The sequence below is a fragment of the Desulfobulbus sp. genome, from assembly GCF_031547805.1.
Lineage (GTDB): Bacteria > Desulfobacterota > Desulfobulbia > Desulfobulbales > Desulfobulbaceae > Desulfobulbus.
The window spans coordinates 32,475-48,021 of the sequence record NZ_JAVBRQ010000032.1 but is presented as its reverse complement, the minus strand read 5'-3'; the positions used below and the strand labels follow the sequence as shown (position 1 = coordinate 48,021).

11 protein-coding genes are annotated in these 15,547 nt (G+C 62.9%); 6 read left to right on the top strand and 5 right to left on the bottom strand.

What is annotated here, in order from left to right; genetic code table 11:
* Positions 1–67: 67 nt before the first annotated feature.
* Positions 68–739: a TIGR00730 family Rossman fold protein gene (locus RMR13_RS11660; RefSeq protein ID WP_310600800.1), complete on the top strand. Its 672-nt coding sequence runs from the start codon at positions 68–70 to the stop codon at positions 737–739.
* 152 nt (positions 740–891) lie between these two features.
* Here RMR13_RS11660 and RMR13_RS11655 read toward each other — a convergent pair whose 3' ends face one another.
* The 4 genes from RMR13_RS11655 to RMR13_RS11640 form a co-directional block, all read right to left on the bottom strand.
* On the bottom strand, positions 892–2,250 hold the full coding sequence (locus RMR13_RS11655; RefSeq protein ID WP_310600799.1) for a (Fe-S)-binding protein: 1,359 nt from the start codon (positions 2,248–2,250) through the stop codon (positions 892–894).
* A 2-nt stretch (positions 2,251–2,252) separates the two neighbouring features.
* Positions 2,253–3,647 (bottom strand): FAD-linked oxidase C-terminal domain-containing protein, encoded by a 1,395-nt coding sequence (locus RMR13_RS11650; RefSeq protein ID WP_310600798.1) that lies wholly within the window; start codon positions 3,645–3,647, stop codon positions 2,253–2,255.
* A gap of 232 nt (positions 3,648–3,879) precedes the next feature.
* The gene (locus RMR13_RS11645) at positions 3,880–4,599 is read right to left on the bottom strand and encodes a FadR/GntR family transcriptional regulator (RefSeq protein WP_310600797.1); all 720 of its coding nucleotides are present in this window, start codon (positions 4,597–4,599) and stop codon (positions 3,880–3,882) included.
* 375 nt (positions 4,600–4,974) lie between these two features.
* Entirely contained in the window at positions 4,975–6,921 is a 1,947-nt protein-coding gene (locus RMR13_RS11640) for an L-lactate permease (protein ID WP_310600796.1), read from the bottom strand.
* Positions 6,922–7,235: 314 nt separating this feature from the next.
* Between RMR13_RS11640 and RMR13_RS11635 the strand changes: the two genes are divergently transcribed.
* The 5 genes from RMR13_RS11635 to RMR13_RS11615 all read left to right on the top strand — a co-directional run bounded on the left by RMR13_RS11635 (position 7,236) and on the right by RMR13_RS11615 (position 14,645).
* Entirely contained in the window at positions 7,236–7,784 is a 549-nt protein-coding gene (locus tag RMR13_RS11635; RefSeq protein ID WP_310600795.1) for a lactate utilization protein, read from the top strand.
* Complete coding sequence (ldhH, locus tag RMR13_RS11630; protein WP_310600794.1) at positions 7,784–9,946, top strand: L-lactate dehydrogenase (quinone) large subunit LdhH; 2,163 nt, start codon at positions 7,784–7,786, stop codon at positions 9,944–9,946. Before RMR13_RS11635 ends, ldhH begins: the two co-directional genes overlap by 1 nt.
* Positions 9,947–10,117: 171 nt before the next feature.
* The gene (pta, locus tag RMR13_RS11625) at positions 10,118–12,235 is read left to right on the top strand and encodes a phosphate acetyltransferase (RefSeq protein WP_310600793.1); all 2,118 of its coding nucleotides are present in this window, start codon (positions 10,118–10,120) and stop codon (positions 12,233–12,235) included.
* 24 nt (positions 12,236–12,259) lie between these two features.
* A complete protein-coding gene (locus tag RMR13_RS11620) occupies positions 12,260–13,468 on the top strand; it encodes an acetate kinase (protein WP_310600792.1) in 1,209 nt (402 codons plus the stop codon).
* A 250-nt stretch (positions 13,469–13,718) separates the two neighbouring features.
* Positions 13,719–14,645, top strand: coding sequence for a cation diffusion facilitator family transporter (locus RMR13_RS11615; RefSeq protein ID WP_310600791.1), 927 nt, complete (start codon positions 13,719–13,721; stop codon positions 14,643–14,645).
* A gap of 15 nt (positions 14,646–14,660) precedes the next feature.
* On the opposite strand, the gene RMR13_RS11610 is transcribed toward RMR13_RS11615, so the two are convergent.
* Complete coding sequence (locus tag RMR13_RS11610; protein WP_310600790.1) at positions 14,661–15,500, bottom strand: HDOD domain-containing protein; 840 nt, start codon at positions 15,498–15,500, stop codon at positions 14,661–14,663.
* Between the last annotated feature and the right edge of the window lie 47 nt (positions 15,501–15,547).

Below are 15,547 nucleotides of genomic sequence, written 5' to 3'. Positions count from 1 at the left end.
GGGCTGATAAACCGTTCGACAGGCGGGGAGGCAATGCCTCTTCGCCTGTTTTGCCTTGTTACCTGCTATGGACGATCTCAGAACTTCGGAGGCCTGGCGGGTGTTCCGCATCCAGGCCGAACTGATTGACGGCATCGAAACCCTCAACGACCTGGGACCGGCGGTCTCGATCTTCGGCGGCGCCCGCTTCAAGGAAGACGCGCCCTACTACGAGGCCGCGCGCGCCACGGCCGGGCTGCTCACCAGGATGAACCTGGCGGTGATCACCGGCGGCGGCCCCGGCATCATGGAGGCGGCCAGCCGGGGTTGCTTCGAAGCCGGCGGCACCTCGGTGGGACTGAACATCACCCTTCCCCGGGAACAGCATCCCAACCACTACCAAAACCGCAGCATCACCTTCCGCTACTTTTTCATCCGCAAGCTGATGTTTGTCCGCTTTGCCATGGCCTATGTCATTTTTCCCGGCGGCTTCGGCACCATGGACGAATTGTTCGAATCGCTGACCCTGGTCCAGACCAAAAAAATCCGGCGGTTTCCCATTGTCCTGTTCGGCACGAGCTACTGGCAGGGATTGATCGACTGGCTCCGAACCGAAATGATTCCCCATCAGGCGATTGCCCCCGGCGATCTGGATCTCTTCCACCTGGTCGATACCCCGGAGGAGGTGACGACGATCATCGGCGATTATTTGACGCGCTGCAGCCAATTCGAGGGCGATCAGCGCAAGGGGGTGGCGTGAAGGACTTGCCCGTCTGCTCGGGTGGCGGAGAGTGTGTTCGAGGTGTCCCGCCGCCGCGTGACCGAGGAGCGGGCCGGAGCTGAAAAACCACCAAGCGAGGCCGGAGACGACTGTCTCCGGCCTCGCTTTATTTTTGCGCAACGAAGGACAGTTTAGCGGTGCGGGCGCGGCCCGTTTTTTTCCCGGCGGTACGATTCGGCCAAAAGCGAAACGAAATGGGTGACCTGTTGGTGACCATCGGTTCGGTTGACATTGTCGAGCAGTTGCATCATGCAGGCCGGGCAGCCGGTGGCCACGGCATCGGCCCGGGTGCGCTCGATGTCTTCGGCCTTCTTGCGGCCGATGATGCCGGCGGTTTCATAGTGGGTCAGCACATAGGAACCGCCGCTGCCGCAGCAGGCATCCGGGGCCGCCATTTCCTTGAAGACCAGGCCGGGAATTAAGCGGAGAATCTCGCGCGGCTCGGCCGCCACCTTCATCGATTTTTTCAGGTGGCAGGAATCGTGATAGGTCACGGTGCGTTCGATGCGGCCCTGGGGCGGCCGCAGGGCGATGACGCGAGTCAGGAAGGTGGAGATATCGTAGGTGCGCCCGGCCCAATGGCGGGCTTTGGGCCCGTAGACCGGATCGGCGGCCAGCAGCTCGGGGTAGTCGTGCTGCCAGGCGCCGCCGCAGGAACCGCAGCCGGTGATCAAGTAGGCGCAGCCGGTGGCCTCGAAGGTGTCGATATTCCTGCGAGCCAGGGTCCGGGCGGTCTCGACGTCGCCGTGCACCAGGACCGGCACCCCGCAGCAGTTCTGCGCCTTGGGAACATGCACCTCGATTCGGTTGGCCACGAGGACCTCGATCAGGTCCAGTCCGGTTTCCGGGTAGAAATAGTTGAGCGAGTCGCCGGTGAAAAAAGCCACCTTCATCGCCGCGCCCTCCACTCGGACCACCTCGTCGGTCCGGTCGCGCAACGGTGTGTCGTTCAGAGCCGGCAGCCGCCGTTCACCGTCAAACCCGATCCGCTCGCCCACCCTGGCCAGGGGCGTCCGGGGCAGGATCGCCCGGCAGCTGTCTTCGTTCCTGAAGGCCAGGCCCTGCAGGGCCGCGCCCAGCCGCATGCCGGTATCGAACAGGGCGGGATGCTTCAAGGTGGAAAAGATCGCCTTCTTCAGCCAGGGCACACCGTTCTTGCGCACCAGGGCGGCGCGCAAGGCCAGCATGATCCGGTCGAAATTGACCTTGGTCGGACAGTTGGTCATGCACGACTTGCAGACCAGGCAGTTGAACAGCATCTCGTAGACCTGCGGGTCGTCCAAGGCCAGTTCGCCGGCAAGCACCGCCTCGGCCACGGCGATCTTCGAGCGGGTGACCGCCGACTCGACCCGTTCGGCCCCGTACACCGGGCAGACGGCCATGCAGTTGCCGCACTTCATGCACTTGTCGAGTTCCTCGCGGACAACGGCCAACTCGTCGTAATAGGTTTTTTCGCCCGATGCTTCCGGGCTTTTCGTTTGCGCCGCCATGGTCAATTCTCCCGCTGGGGCACCATCTTGCCCGGATTGAGGATGGCATCGGGATCAAGCGCCTTTTTGATGGTCTGCATCAAATCGAGCCCGGATTGCCCGAGTTCGTCGCCCAGGTATTTCATCTTGGCCATGCCGATGCCATGCTCGCCCGACAGGGTGCCGCCGAAGCGCAGGGCGGTCTCGAAGATCTCGTCCACCGCCTGGTGCACCCGATGGATCTCGTCCGGATCGCGCTTATCGCAGAGAATGGTGGGATGCAGGTTGCCGTCGCCGGCATGGCCGAAGGTACCCAGGGTCAGGTTGTATTTCTTGCCGATGGTCTCGCAGGCCACCAGCATGTCGGTGATCCGCGAACGGGGCACGGTGGCGTCTTCCAAGACCACGGTGTTGTTGAGCGAGGCCAGGGCCGGCAGGGCGTTGCGGCGGGCGGTCCACAGCTGATCGCGCTCCTGGTCGGTTTCGGCCGCCTTGAGGTCACCGTTGTTGTCGCGCACCACCCGCATGGTTGCCTCGGCCTCGGCCCGGACCACCTCCTCGGCCATGCCGTCGACCTCGATCAGCAGCAGGGCCTCGGCATCCAGCGGCAGGCCGATGCGGGCGAAATCCTCCACGGTGCGGATGGTCATCCGGTCCATGATCTCCAGGGTGGCGGGAATGACCTGGGCGGCGATGATGCCGGCCACGGCATTGCCCGCGTCGGCCAGGGTCTTGAAAACGCCCATCATGGTACGCCGGTATTTGGGGGCTGGAATCAGTTTGGCGGTCAGCTCGGTGATGATGCCCAGGGTGCCTTCGGAGCCGACGAACAGGTTCGAGAAATCGTAGGCCGTGACGTTCTTGACCGTCTTGCCGCCGAAGCGCACCTTTTCCCCGTTGGCCAGGACCACCTCCATGCCCATGATGTAATTCTTGGTGACCCCGTATTTGAGGCCGCGCAGGCCGCCGGAATTCTCGGCGGCGGAACCGCCCATGGTGGCGGTGGCCACGGTGCCGGGATCGGGCGGGTAGATCAGGCCGTGGGGGGCGACCGCCGCGTTGAGGGCGGCGATGACCACCCCGGGCTGGACCACGGCGGTGAGGTTGGCCGGATCGATCTCCACGATTTGATTCATTTTCTGAAAAGAAAGCACGATCCCCTTTTTCAAGGGCACTGTACCGCCGCTCAAATTGGTGCCGGCCCCGCGGGGATAGATGGCGATCCGGTTGCGTCGGGCCAGCTGCACAATGTCCCGGACCATCTCGGCGCTGGTCGGCAGAACCACCACATCCGGGGTTTGTTTGGGCATGTCGGCGGTGGCGTCGTAGCTGTAGGCCACCAGGTCGACCTTGCCGGTGAGCACGTTTTCCTTTCCTGCCAGATTTTCAAGTTCCGTTATGATGGCTGCCTCAAGCATGTCGGCGATCCTCGTATGATGGGGTTGCCCGGACCGGTTCGGTCTGCCCGCCTAACTGCTTGAAATCAGAACCGGCCGCGGTTGCGGTATTGTTGTCATACCAATTATCAAATAGAAATTGATCTGTCAAATATTTCTTCGACTGCAAGAGGAGATAACCACCGGAAAGAAGGCGGCGATGAGGCTGAAAACAACAGGTGGGCGGGAAAAATTTGCCGGCTGGGCGGTACGGTCAGGCCGCGCCCCGGGCCACGTAGGCGATGCTTCGTTTTTCGGCAAAGGTGAGATGATGGAGCATGGTGTCGCGGGCGGCATCGGCATCGCGGGAGCGGATGGCGGCGACTATGTCGGCGTGGTGGCGGAACAGCAGGTTGCGATCCTCGGTGGTGAGGTAGACCGCGCGCCAGACCCCGCGCTGGAATTCCTTCATGGCATCGAAGATGGACTGCATCAGGTGCAGCCAGACAACGTTGTGGGTGGCGCGGGCGATGACGATGTGCAGGTTGGCGTCGAGATCCTCCGAGGGCAGATCCGCAACCAGATTTTTTTCCATGCCCGCCAGGATCTCCTCCATCCGGCACAGGTCCTCGGACAGAGCCCGCTGGGCCGCGTAGTAGGCGGTCCACGATTCCATGCACTTACGGACCTCGATCACCTCCAGCGCGCGCTCCTGCTGACTGCGAATGAGGTCGCTCAAGGTATTGCCCTGCCCGGCCTCGACCAGGGAGAGCACCACCGTGCCGCCGCCCTGATACGACATGACCAGGCCCGACGAGGCAAGCAAATTCAGCGCCTCGCGCACCGAAGGCCGGGATACGCCGAACATTTCCGCCAGCTCGCGCTCCGGCGGCAACTTCTCGCCGGGAGTGAAGTCGCCGGCAAGAATGGAGTCGCGGATCTGGTCGGCGATCTGGCTGGAAACCTTTTTCGGTTTGATCGGCTTGAATTTCATGCTGTCCCCGGCTTCAGATGGAAGTGGCCCCTAAACCAACCCTTTCTACTCCAATACCCTTGACATTGCAACAGGTTGTCACCCAGGCGATCCATGCGCCGGCGGCGCTCGCCAGCCCATGGAAAAATGCGTACATCGGACACCTTCCTGCTCCGTTCCCCGCTGTCGCGCTCCCGTTTTTGCCAGAACGGACAGACTGCGATCGGAATAAAAAAAGGGGGACGCGCTGGCGTCCCCCAAAGACAAGGGGGGTGCGGCAAGGTCCATAGGGAAGCACCCTGCCGCAGGTATTCGTCCCTTTCTCCAGGGGGGCGCGTCATCCGGACAGAGGGAACAAACCGGACAACTCCTGGAGAAAAGGGACAAATGGCGCGATCACGGAATCATCCACTGCAGGTGATAGGCCTGGAGATAGACGATGACGCAGACCAGGAAGGTCAGGAAGAGCGAATGCTTCAGGGTGAATCGGAACAAAGTGCCCTCCTCGCCCACCATGCCGCAGGCGGCGGTGGCGACGGCCAGCGACTGGGGCGAGATCATCTTGCCCATGACACCGCCGCTGGTGTTAGCTGCGCCGGTCAGGATCGGACTGATCCCCAACTGCTCGGCCGTGGCCTTCTGCAAACCGCCGAACAGTACATTACTGGAGGTGTCCGAACCGGTGAGGAACACGCCCAGCCAGCCGAGCAGCGGCGCGATCAGCGGGAACCAATGGCCGGTCTTGGTGAAGGCCAAGCCGAGGCAATTGGTCATGCCGGAATTGTTCATGATGTAGGCCAGCCCCAGGACCGAGGCCACGGTCAGGGCCGGGTAGCGCATGTCGACGACGGTCTTGACCGCGATCTTGAACACCGACCCGAACCGCACGCCGCAAACCAAGGCCGAGAGCAGGGCCGCGATCAGGATGGCAGTGCCGGCCGCGGACATGAAATTAAAGGTGTACTTGGCCGGAATCCGGGCGGGCAGCTGATCGGCCAGGGCCTTGTTGATCGCCTTGAACTGATCTTTTTCCACCACCTTGTCCCGCACCAGGTCTTCGCCCAGCTTTTTCAGCTCATCCGCCTTCTTGAAAATCGGCTCAAAGGCGGTGAAGCGCTCCTCGGGCAACACCGCGCCCTTGCCGACCAATCGCTGCTCGACCGGGGCCAGATTCGATTGCAGGGCCTTGAGCTCGCCGAGCACCGCCAGCGCCTTTGCCCCCTGGGTATCGCTCTGGGGCAGGGCCGCGGCCAGCTTGTCGATCTCACCGGTGACCGCGGCAATGCGCCGCAGGCCCTCGTCCGGGGTGGTCACCTTCTTGACGATCATGTTGTCCAGACCGGGCACGGCAAAGACCACCTTGCTCTGGTCGAGCACATTTTTTACCGAGGGAATGCCCCAGAGCAGCACCATGACGGTGAGGAACAGGTACGGGGTCCAGGCGCGGAAGATCTGGGCGCCGGTGTAGCTGTGCTCTTCCTTGATCGCCTGCTGTTCGTGGGCGAAAACGAAATTCTCCTTGGGCTGCCAGACACGGAGCAACAGCACCAGGGCCGCCATGGAGGCCAACGAGGCGGTGATGTCCGGCAGATAGGGGCCGATGAAGCTGGCGGTGACGTATTGGGCCAGGGCAAAAACCAGACCGCAGACCGCGATCGCCGGAAAGACTTCCATGGCCCTTTTGAAGCCCGCCATCATGACGATGACGTAGAAAGGAATCATGAGCGAGAGGAAAGGCAGCTGGTGGCCGACCATGGCCGAGAGCTTCATCATGCCGGTGTCGTCATAGCCCATGACCGCCGACAGGGCGACCACCGGGATGCCGATGGCACCGAAGGCCACCGGCGCGGTGTTGGCCACCAGACAGATGCCGGCGGCATACAGCGGCCGGAAGCCGAGCCCCACCAGGGTGGCGCCGGCAATGGCCACCGGCGTGCCGAAGCCGGCGGCGCCCTCGATGAAGGCCCCGAAGCAGAAGGCGATCAACAGCGCCTGGATACGGCGGTCGGCGGTGAGCCCAGCCAGGGAGGCGCGGATGATCTCGAACTGACCGCCTTCGACGGTGATATTGTAGAGAAACAGGGTGGTCAGCACGATGTAGAAGACCGGAAAAAGACCAAAGGCCGCGCCTTGACCAAAGGCCAGGCCGGCCAGCTTAAGCGGCATGCCCCATACGACGACGGCAATGGCGAGCGCTGACGCCACCGCCAGCAGCGAGGCCTTGTGCGCCTTCATTTTGAGCAACGCGAGGCAAATGAAAATGACAACCAGCGGAACCGCGGCGACCAAAGCCGACATTCCGAGGCTTTCCCCGACAGGGGTATAGTTTTGAATCCAGGGCATGGGCAAATTTCCTTGAGCGGAGGGTGGATGAACAACCCCGGAATCGGGGCGATACCGGGTTCCTACAAAAGCGCGCGCGTTTGTTCTTCAATTGGTATTACCAATTATCTTTTTGCCGTTAACTTGTCAACATTTTTTTATATGTATGCCACAAAAGCATGTTGACAAGGGGCAATAGGATGAAATATGGTGACTAAAAATTTTGTTTTACAAATTTCACAAACCCGGCTGACCGATATCTTCGAGCGCAGGACGCAAGGGCGGTTGCCGGGTGGACCGGAGACACCGGGGACGCATCCCCGGAGGGAGGAAAAATGTACGAACAGTTCAAATCGAGAGCAGAAAGCGTGAGCGCCGAGGTGCATCGCTTCGCCTCCGAGGCCGAGGCCTTGTCCTTTCTCGTCGGCTTTCTTCGGGACCAGGGCGTGGCCGACCGGGACGGACAGTACGGGGTTGTCGCCTCCTGCCCCTTCCTGGACCGGGTGGACCGGTCGCAGCTGGCCGCGATTCCCGGGCTCTCGTTCGAGGTGACCCGGGAGCGGGCCGCGGCGGCCAAGGTCGGCATCAGTCAGGTCGACTGGGCCCTGGCCGACACCGGCACCCTGGTGCAGGATGCCACCGCCATCGACAAACGGCTGGTTTCCACCTTGCCGTCCGTCCATGTCGCCCTGATCGAAACCGACGGCCTGCGGCCGGACATGCCGGCCTGGCTGGCCGACATCCGGCCGGAGCAGGCCGCCTATATCGCCATGATCACCGGCCCGAGCCGGACCGCCGATATCGAGCGGGTCCTGACCATCGGAGTCCACGGGCCCGAGCGGCTGGTCATCGTCTTCATCGACCGGATGGGAGGAACCCTCTGATGCAGCAAGAATTCAAGGCATCCATCGACCGCGCCCTGCACAACGCTAATCTCACCGGGGCCCTGGGCAAGTTTTCCGAGGCCTACAAGGTCAACCGGGCCAAGGCCTACGAAGGAATCGATTTCGAGGAGTTGCGGGGCCGGATCGCCGAGCTGAAGGGCTCCGCCGCCTCCCATCTGGCCGAGTTGGCCGAACTGTTCCGCAAAAACGCCGAGGCCAGGGGGGCCAAGGTGTTCTGCACCGACGACCCGGCCGAGGTGCGGCAATACATTCTCAAGGTGGCCCGCGACAACGGGGTGACATCGATCGTCAAATCCAAGTCCATGGCCACCGAGGAAATCCACCTCAACGCCTTTCTGGAAAAGGCCGGGATCGAGGTCAACGAGACCGATCTCGGCGAGTGGATCATCCAGTTGGCCGGGCAAACCCCGTCGCACATGGTCATGCCCGCCATCCACATGACCAAGGAGGAGGTGGCCGAACTCTTTTCCAAGGAGGTCGACGAGCGGCTCGCCTCGGACATTCCCCGCCTGGTCAAGGTGGCGCGGGGCGAGATGCGGCCCAAGTTTCTCCGGGCCGAGATGGGCATCTCCGGCGCCAACATCGCCGTGGCCGAAACCGGCTCGATCGCGCTGGTGACCAACGAGGGCAACGCCCGCCTGGTCACCTCGCTGCCCAAGGTCCACATCGCCGTGATCGGGATCGAGAAGCTGGTGGCCCGGTTCAGCGACATCGCCCCGATTCTCAAGGCCCTGCCCCGCAGCGCCACCGCCCAGTTGCTCACCAGCTACGTCTCGATCATCACCGGGCCGACGCCCAACAGCGACGGCTCGCCCAAGGAGCTGCACATCGTCCTCATGGACAACCGCCGCAGCGCCATGGCCGCCGATCCGATGTTCAAAGAGGCCCTGCAGTGCATCCGCTGCGCCTCCTGTCTCAATGTCTGCCCGATCTTCCGCCTGGTGGGCGGGCATGTCTTCGGCAAGGTCTACACCGGCGGCATCGGCACCATTCTCACCGCCTGGTACGACGAGTTGAAAAGCTCGGAGGAGATTCAGGGCCTGTGCATCCAGTGCGGGGCCTGCAAGGACGTCTGTCCGGGCCGGATCGACATCCCCGGCCTGATCATGGAAATCCGGCGGCGGCTGGTCAAGGAACAGGGCATGGGGCTGGCGCAGAAGTCGATCTTTTCGGTGGTCAACAACCGCCGGATGTTCCACGGTCTGCTCCGGGCCGCCTCGGTGGCCGCCAAACCCTTTGCCAAGGGGACCAAGTTCATCCGCCACCTGCCGATGTTCCTGGCCGACCTCACCGACGGCCGCAGCCTGCCGGCCATTGCCGCCAAGCCCTTCCGCGACCTGTTCCCCGCCATCGAACAGCCGCAAGGGCTCAAGGAGAAGGCGGTCTTCTACGCCGGCTGCCTGATCGACTTCGCCTATCCCGAGATGGGCGAGGCACTGGTCAAGCTCCTCAACCACGCCGGCATCGAGGTGCTGTTCCCGGACGACCAGACCTGCTGCGGGGCACCGGCCCGGTACAACGGCGCCTACGAGGTGGCGGCCCGCAACGCGGCCGACAACATCAAGGCCCTGTTGGCCGAACGGGCCGACTACGTAATCTCGGCCTGCCCGACCTGCACCGTGGCCCTGGACCATGAATTCATCGCCACCTTCGAAAGCTTGGGCGAGTCCCAGTGGCTGCCGCAGGCCCGCGAACTGGCCGCCAAGACCGTCGATTTCTCCACCTTGGCGAAAAAATTGGTGGACCAGGGCCGCCTGAGCTTCAAGCAGGGCCAGGCGTTGGGTGCCATCACCTATCACGATTCCTGCCATCTCAAGCGGACCTTGAAGGCGGACCAGCCACCGCGGCAACTGCTGCGACAGGCGGGGTACGAACTCACCGAGATGTTCGAGTGCGACACCTGCTGCGGCATGGGCGGCTCCTACTCGCTCAAGCTGCCGGAGATATCGGCCCCGATTTTGCAACGAAAACTCAAGAACATCAAGGACAGCGGCGCTCCGATTGCGGCCATGGACTGCCCGGGCTGCGTCATGCAGATCCGGGGCGGCATGGACCAGGACGGCGCCCCGGTCCGGGTGCGGCACACGGTGGAGATTCTGGCCGAACAGTTGCCATCTTCCCCGGAAAAACCGGGGAGTTGACTCTCAAACGGCGGCAATGCCGCATTTTAATTTGAGAGAACGTCCAAATCGTCTTACAGTTAAAGCACATAAATACGAGTCGGTCCCGGAGCAGTGCCACCGGGACCGATTCTTTTTTCCGATTCACCCCCGATCCCGCCCAACCCGGCGGCAAAACGAGGTGCACCTGCCATGGCGAACAATCTCTATGTGACCGCGGCCGAGGAACGCAGCGGTAAATCGGCCATCATTCTCGGCGTCATGCAAGTGATCCTGAAGGAAATCAGCCGGATCGCTTTTTTCCGCCCGATCATCAACGACCATGTTTTCGGGCGGATCGACCACGATCTCAACCTGGTGCTCAAGTACTTCAAGCTCGATATCGAATACACCGACACCCACGCCTACACCCTGAGCCAGGCGCGGCAGCTGATCACCTCGGGCCAGGAGGAGATTCTCTACGAGAACATCCTCAAAAAATACAAGCAGCTCGAGGCCAAATACGACTTCGTCCTCTGCGAGGGCACCGATTTTCAGGGCAAGGACCCGGGCTTCGAACTGGATCTCAACGCCAACATCGCCGCCAACCTCGGCGCGCCGGTGCTGCTCATCGCCTCGGGCCGCGACAAATCCACCGAGGAAATCTGCACCCTGACCGCGATCACCATCGACACCCTGGAGGAAAAGGGGGTGGATATCGCCGCCTGCATCATCAACCGCGCCCCGGAGACCTTCCTCCGCGACACCGCCAGCAACGCCAAATGCCGCGAGCAGTTCGGCCGGCCGTATCCCCTGTATGTGATTCCGGAAAACCGCGCCCTGGGCAACCCGACCATCGACGACGTCAAGCGCTGGCTCGGCGCCGAGGTGCTGTACGGCAAACCCAGCATGCTCAACCTGGTGAGCAATTACCTGGTGGCGGCGATGCAGATCAGCAACTTCCTGGAATACCTCAAGGAAGGCAGCCTGATCATCACCCCCGGCGACCGGTCCGACATCGTCATCGCCAGCCTCGCCAGCCGGATATCCTCGGCCTATCCCAACATTTCGGGCATCCTCATCACCGGCGGCATCGAGCTCAGCCCCAGCGTCCAACGGCTGATCCAGGGGTGGACCGGCATCCCGGTGCCGGTGCTGTTCGTCGAATCGCACACCTACGACACGGTGCAGAGCGTCAACGAACTCTACGGCCGGATCGAGCCCACCGACGACAAGCGGATCGCCACCGCCCTGGGCTGGTTCGCCAAGTATGTCAACGTGCCCGAGCTCACCAAGCGGATCGTGGCCCAGCGCTCCACCCGGATCACCCCGCGCATGTTCGAATATTCGCTGGTGGAAAAGGCCTCGCGCGACAAGCAGCGCATCGTCCTGCCCGAGGGAACGGGCGAACGCATCCTCAACGCCACCGACATCATCCTGCGCCGGGGCATCGCCGAGATCACCCTTTTGGGCAAGGCGGACGAAATCCGGGCCAAGGCCTCCAAGCTCAATCTCAACATCGAAGGCGCGGCGATCGTCGACCCGACCACCTCGGAGTATTACGACGATTTCGTGCAGACCTATTTCGACATCCGCAAGCATCGCGGCATCGTCATGGACGTGGCCCGCGATCGGATGTCCGATCCCACCTATTTCGGTACCATGATGGTGCACAAGGGGCTGGCCGACGGCATGGTCAGCGGCTCGGTCACCACCACCGCCCAAACCATCCGGCCGGCCTTCGAGTTCATCAAGACCAAACCCGGGGTCTCGGTGGTCTCCTCGATCTTCATCATGTGCCTGCAATCCAAGATCCTGGCCTTCGGCGACTGCGCCGTGGTGCCCAACCCCGATGCCCGCCAGTTGGCGGAAATCGCGATCAGCTCCGCGGAAACCGCCAGAATCTACGGCATCGAGCCGCGGGTGGCCCTGCTCAGTTATTCCACCGGCTCCTCCGGCTCGGGCGAGGATGTGGACAAGGTGGTCGAGGCCACCGCCATTGCCAAGCAGTTGATAGCCGAGCGCGGCCTCGATTATCCCCTGGAAGGTCCCCTCCAGTACGACGCGGCCTTCGACACCGAGGTCGCGGCGCTCAAATCGCCGGATTCCCAGGTGGCCGGCCGGGCAACGGTGTTCATCTTCCCCGACCTCAACACCGGCAACAACACCTACAAGGCGGTGCAGCGCGCGGCCAATGCCGTGGCCATGGGCCCGGTCCTCCAGGGCCTGAACAAACCGGTCAACGACCTGTCGCGGGGCTGCACGGTCCAGGACATCGTCGATACCGTGGCCCTGACCGCCATCCAGGCCCAGGTGGCCAAACACCACTAAACGACTTGCGCAAGGAACGGCATCATGAAATTTTTCATCGTCAATTCCGGGAGTTCATCGATTAAATACCAAGTGATCGAGAGCGCGTCCGAAACCGTGCTGGCCACTGGCCTGGTCGAGCGGATCGGCGAGGCCGGTGGCCGGTTGAAGAACACCGCCTTTCCGGGCACCAGCGACGAACTGGACTCGGTGATCGAACAGCCCATTCCGGACCACCGCAGCGGCATGCAACTGGTGATCGCCACCCTGACCGACAAGACCGACGGCGTGATCTGCAATGTCGCGGAAATCGGCGCCATCGGCCACCGGGTGGTGCACGGCGGCGAGGACTTCAGCGGATCGATGCGGATCACCGATCCGGTGCTCCAGGCCCTGGAGCGCAACATCCCCCTGGCCCCCCTGCACAATCCGGCCAACCTGGACGGCATCCGGGTGGCCATGGAGATCTTTCCCCATGTGCCCCAGGTGGCGGTCTTCGACACCGCCTTCCACCAAACCATGCCGCCCAGGGCCTACCTCTACGCCATCCCCTACGAGCTCTACGAAACCGACCGGGTGCGCCGCTACGGCTTCCACGGCACCTCGCACCGGTTCGTGGCCGGGGAATGCGCCCGCCTGCTCGGCAAACAACTGCCCGAGTGCAACCTGATCACCGTCCACCTCGGCAACGGCTGCTCCATGACCGCGATCGAAAACGGGCGCAGCGTCGACACCTCGCTGGGCATGACCCCGCTGGAAGGGCTGGTGATGGGCACCCGCTCCGGCGACGTCGATCCGGCCCTGCATCTGTTTTTGAAGCAGAACAAGGGGATGGAGCTGGAAGCCATTGACGCCCTGCTCAACAAGGAATCCGGGCTCAAGGGATTGTGCGGCATGAACGACATGCGCGACATCCACAAGGCCGCGGCCGAAGGCGATGTCCGGGCCAAGCTGGCGGTGGAGGTCCAGACCTACCGCACCCGCAAGTACATCGGCGCCTTCATGGCGGTGCTCGGCCGAGTGGACGGCATCGTGTTCACCGCCGGCATCGGCGAGAACGATCCCATTGTCCGCGCCGAATCGCTCAAAGGGCTGGAGGCGTTCGGGATACGGCTCGACCCGGAACGCAACTGGCAGCGCTCGAAGGAGGCACGCTGCATCAGCGCCCCGGACAGCACGGTTCGGATATTTGTCATTCCCACCAACGAGGAGTTGGCCATTGCCCGGGAGATGGCCCAGGTGCTCCGCAATTGAGCCCAAGGGCGGCCCCGGCAACCCGCGGGCCGCCCTTTCTTTTTTCCCCTTTGCCGCCACGCCCCCTCTCCCAGCCTTGCCCGGTCCCATGCTCATGGGATATCTCCCCGGATCGACGGCCTCCTTTTGACGAAGCCCTGCCTCTGTGGTAGGTTCAACGCGGTCCCCACCATGGCAGCCGCCGGACGTCCGAGCACGCCCGTCGTCGCCGTACCCCTGTGCAATCACGCGTTTTTCAAGGAGGCAAGAGATGACAGCCCAGCGGCCGCCCCTGACCCGTTATGCCTGGATCTCCATTGCGGCGGCCATCGCCACCATTCTTCTGAAACTGACGGCCTACCTGATGACCGGGTCGGTAGGGTTGCTTTCCGATGCGGTCGAGTCGGTGGTCAATCTCTTCGGCGCCCTGATGGCTCTGGGGATGCTGTCGTGGGCAGCGCAGGCCGCCGACGACAAGCACCCATCCGGCCACGGCAAGGCGGAATACTTTTCCAGCGGCACCGAGGGGGCGCTCATCATCCTGGCTGCGGGGGGAATCGCCGTCACCGCCATCGAGCGGCTCCTCCACCCGCGTCCCCTGGAGCAGATCGGCATCGGTCTGGCGGTTTCGGTGGCGGCGTCGGCGATCAATCTGGTGGTGGCGCGCATCCTGCTCAACGCGGGCCGGCGGTACAATTCGATCACCCTCGAGGCCGATGGCCGGCACCTGTTCACCGACGTGGTGACATCGGCCGGGGTCGTGGTCGGGATCGGTTTGGTGATGGTGACCGGATGGTCGGAGCTGGACCCGATCGTGGCCCTGCTGGTCAGTGCCAATATCGTGTGGACGGGGATCGCCTTGATCCGGCGGTCAGTGGACGGCTTGATGGATGCGGGCCTGCCGGCGGAGGAGCAGGAGACGATCGAGCGGACAATGACGGCATTCAGGGCCAAGGGGGTGGCCTTCCACGCCTTGCGCACCCGGCAGGCGGCGGCCCAGCGTTTCATTTCCGTGCACGTGCTGGTGCCCGGCGACTGGACGGTCCACGATGCCCACCACCTGGCCGAGGATTTCGAGCAGGCGCTGGGCCAAGCCCTGGGCGAGGCGAACATCACCACCCATCTCGAACCGATCGAGGATGAGAATTCGTTTCACGGGGAGGCGCCGCAACCATTGCCCGCCGGCGGGGCGGAGTAGGCTACGGCTTGCGGTTCAGGCGAAGAGGCCGGAGGTGGTGGCCAGGAAATCCTGCACATTGTCCACCTCGGTGCGGGAAAGGCCCAGGTGGACCGCCTCCGGCAGCGCCAGCAGGTCGAGGTCCGGGTCGTGCCGCAGGCCGATGCCCATCTGATGGCAGATATGGTTGGCGATGCGCACCAGGATGAGGATGTAGTTGTCGGAAGCGAATTCCTCGAGATGGTGGTCGCGGGCGACCAGGGCAAAGGTCTCCGGCATTTGGATCTGGCACAACAACCGGTAGCCCTGCTCGGCGTGGAGCTGGTCCATGGCTTCGAGCAGCAAGGGCACGCCGACGTTCAGGGCCTTGCTGGTCCGTTTTTTATCGGAAATCACCTTCAGGATAAGCAGCTTGCCGATGTCGTGCAGCAGGCCGGCGAAGAAGGCCTCCTGCTGAAAAACGCCGAAATCGAGGCTGTTGGAGAGCATGCCGGCGGCAAAGGCGCAGCCCATGGAATGCTGCCACAGTCTTTTCATGATGCCGTCGATCTGGCGATCGCGGTCGCTGAACGATTTCCGGCTGACATTGGTCAGCACGATCCGGAACACTTCCGAAATGCCCAGCCGGATCAGGGCGGAACGGACGGTGGTGCTGTCGACCAGCCCCCGGTAGACCGATGAGTTGGCGATCTTGAGCAGTTGGCTGGAGAGCGACTGATCGGCGCAGATCAGTTTTTCGATGGCTGCCAGACTGGGATCCTTTTTCAGCAGTTCCTGCTGAAGACGCATGGAAACGGGATCGAAGATCGGCAGGGAGAGCTGTTTCGCCTCGATGTGTTTTTTGAGGGCCTGCAGGAAGGCGCTGTCATCGGTCATGGGTGCTTCCTTGTCGTGATCTGTCGGGCGCTCACCTTGGCCCGCCT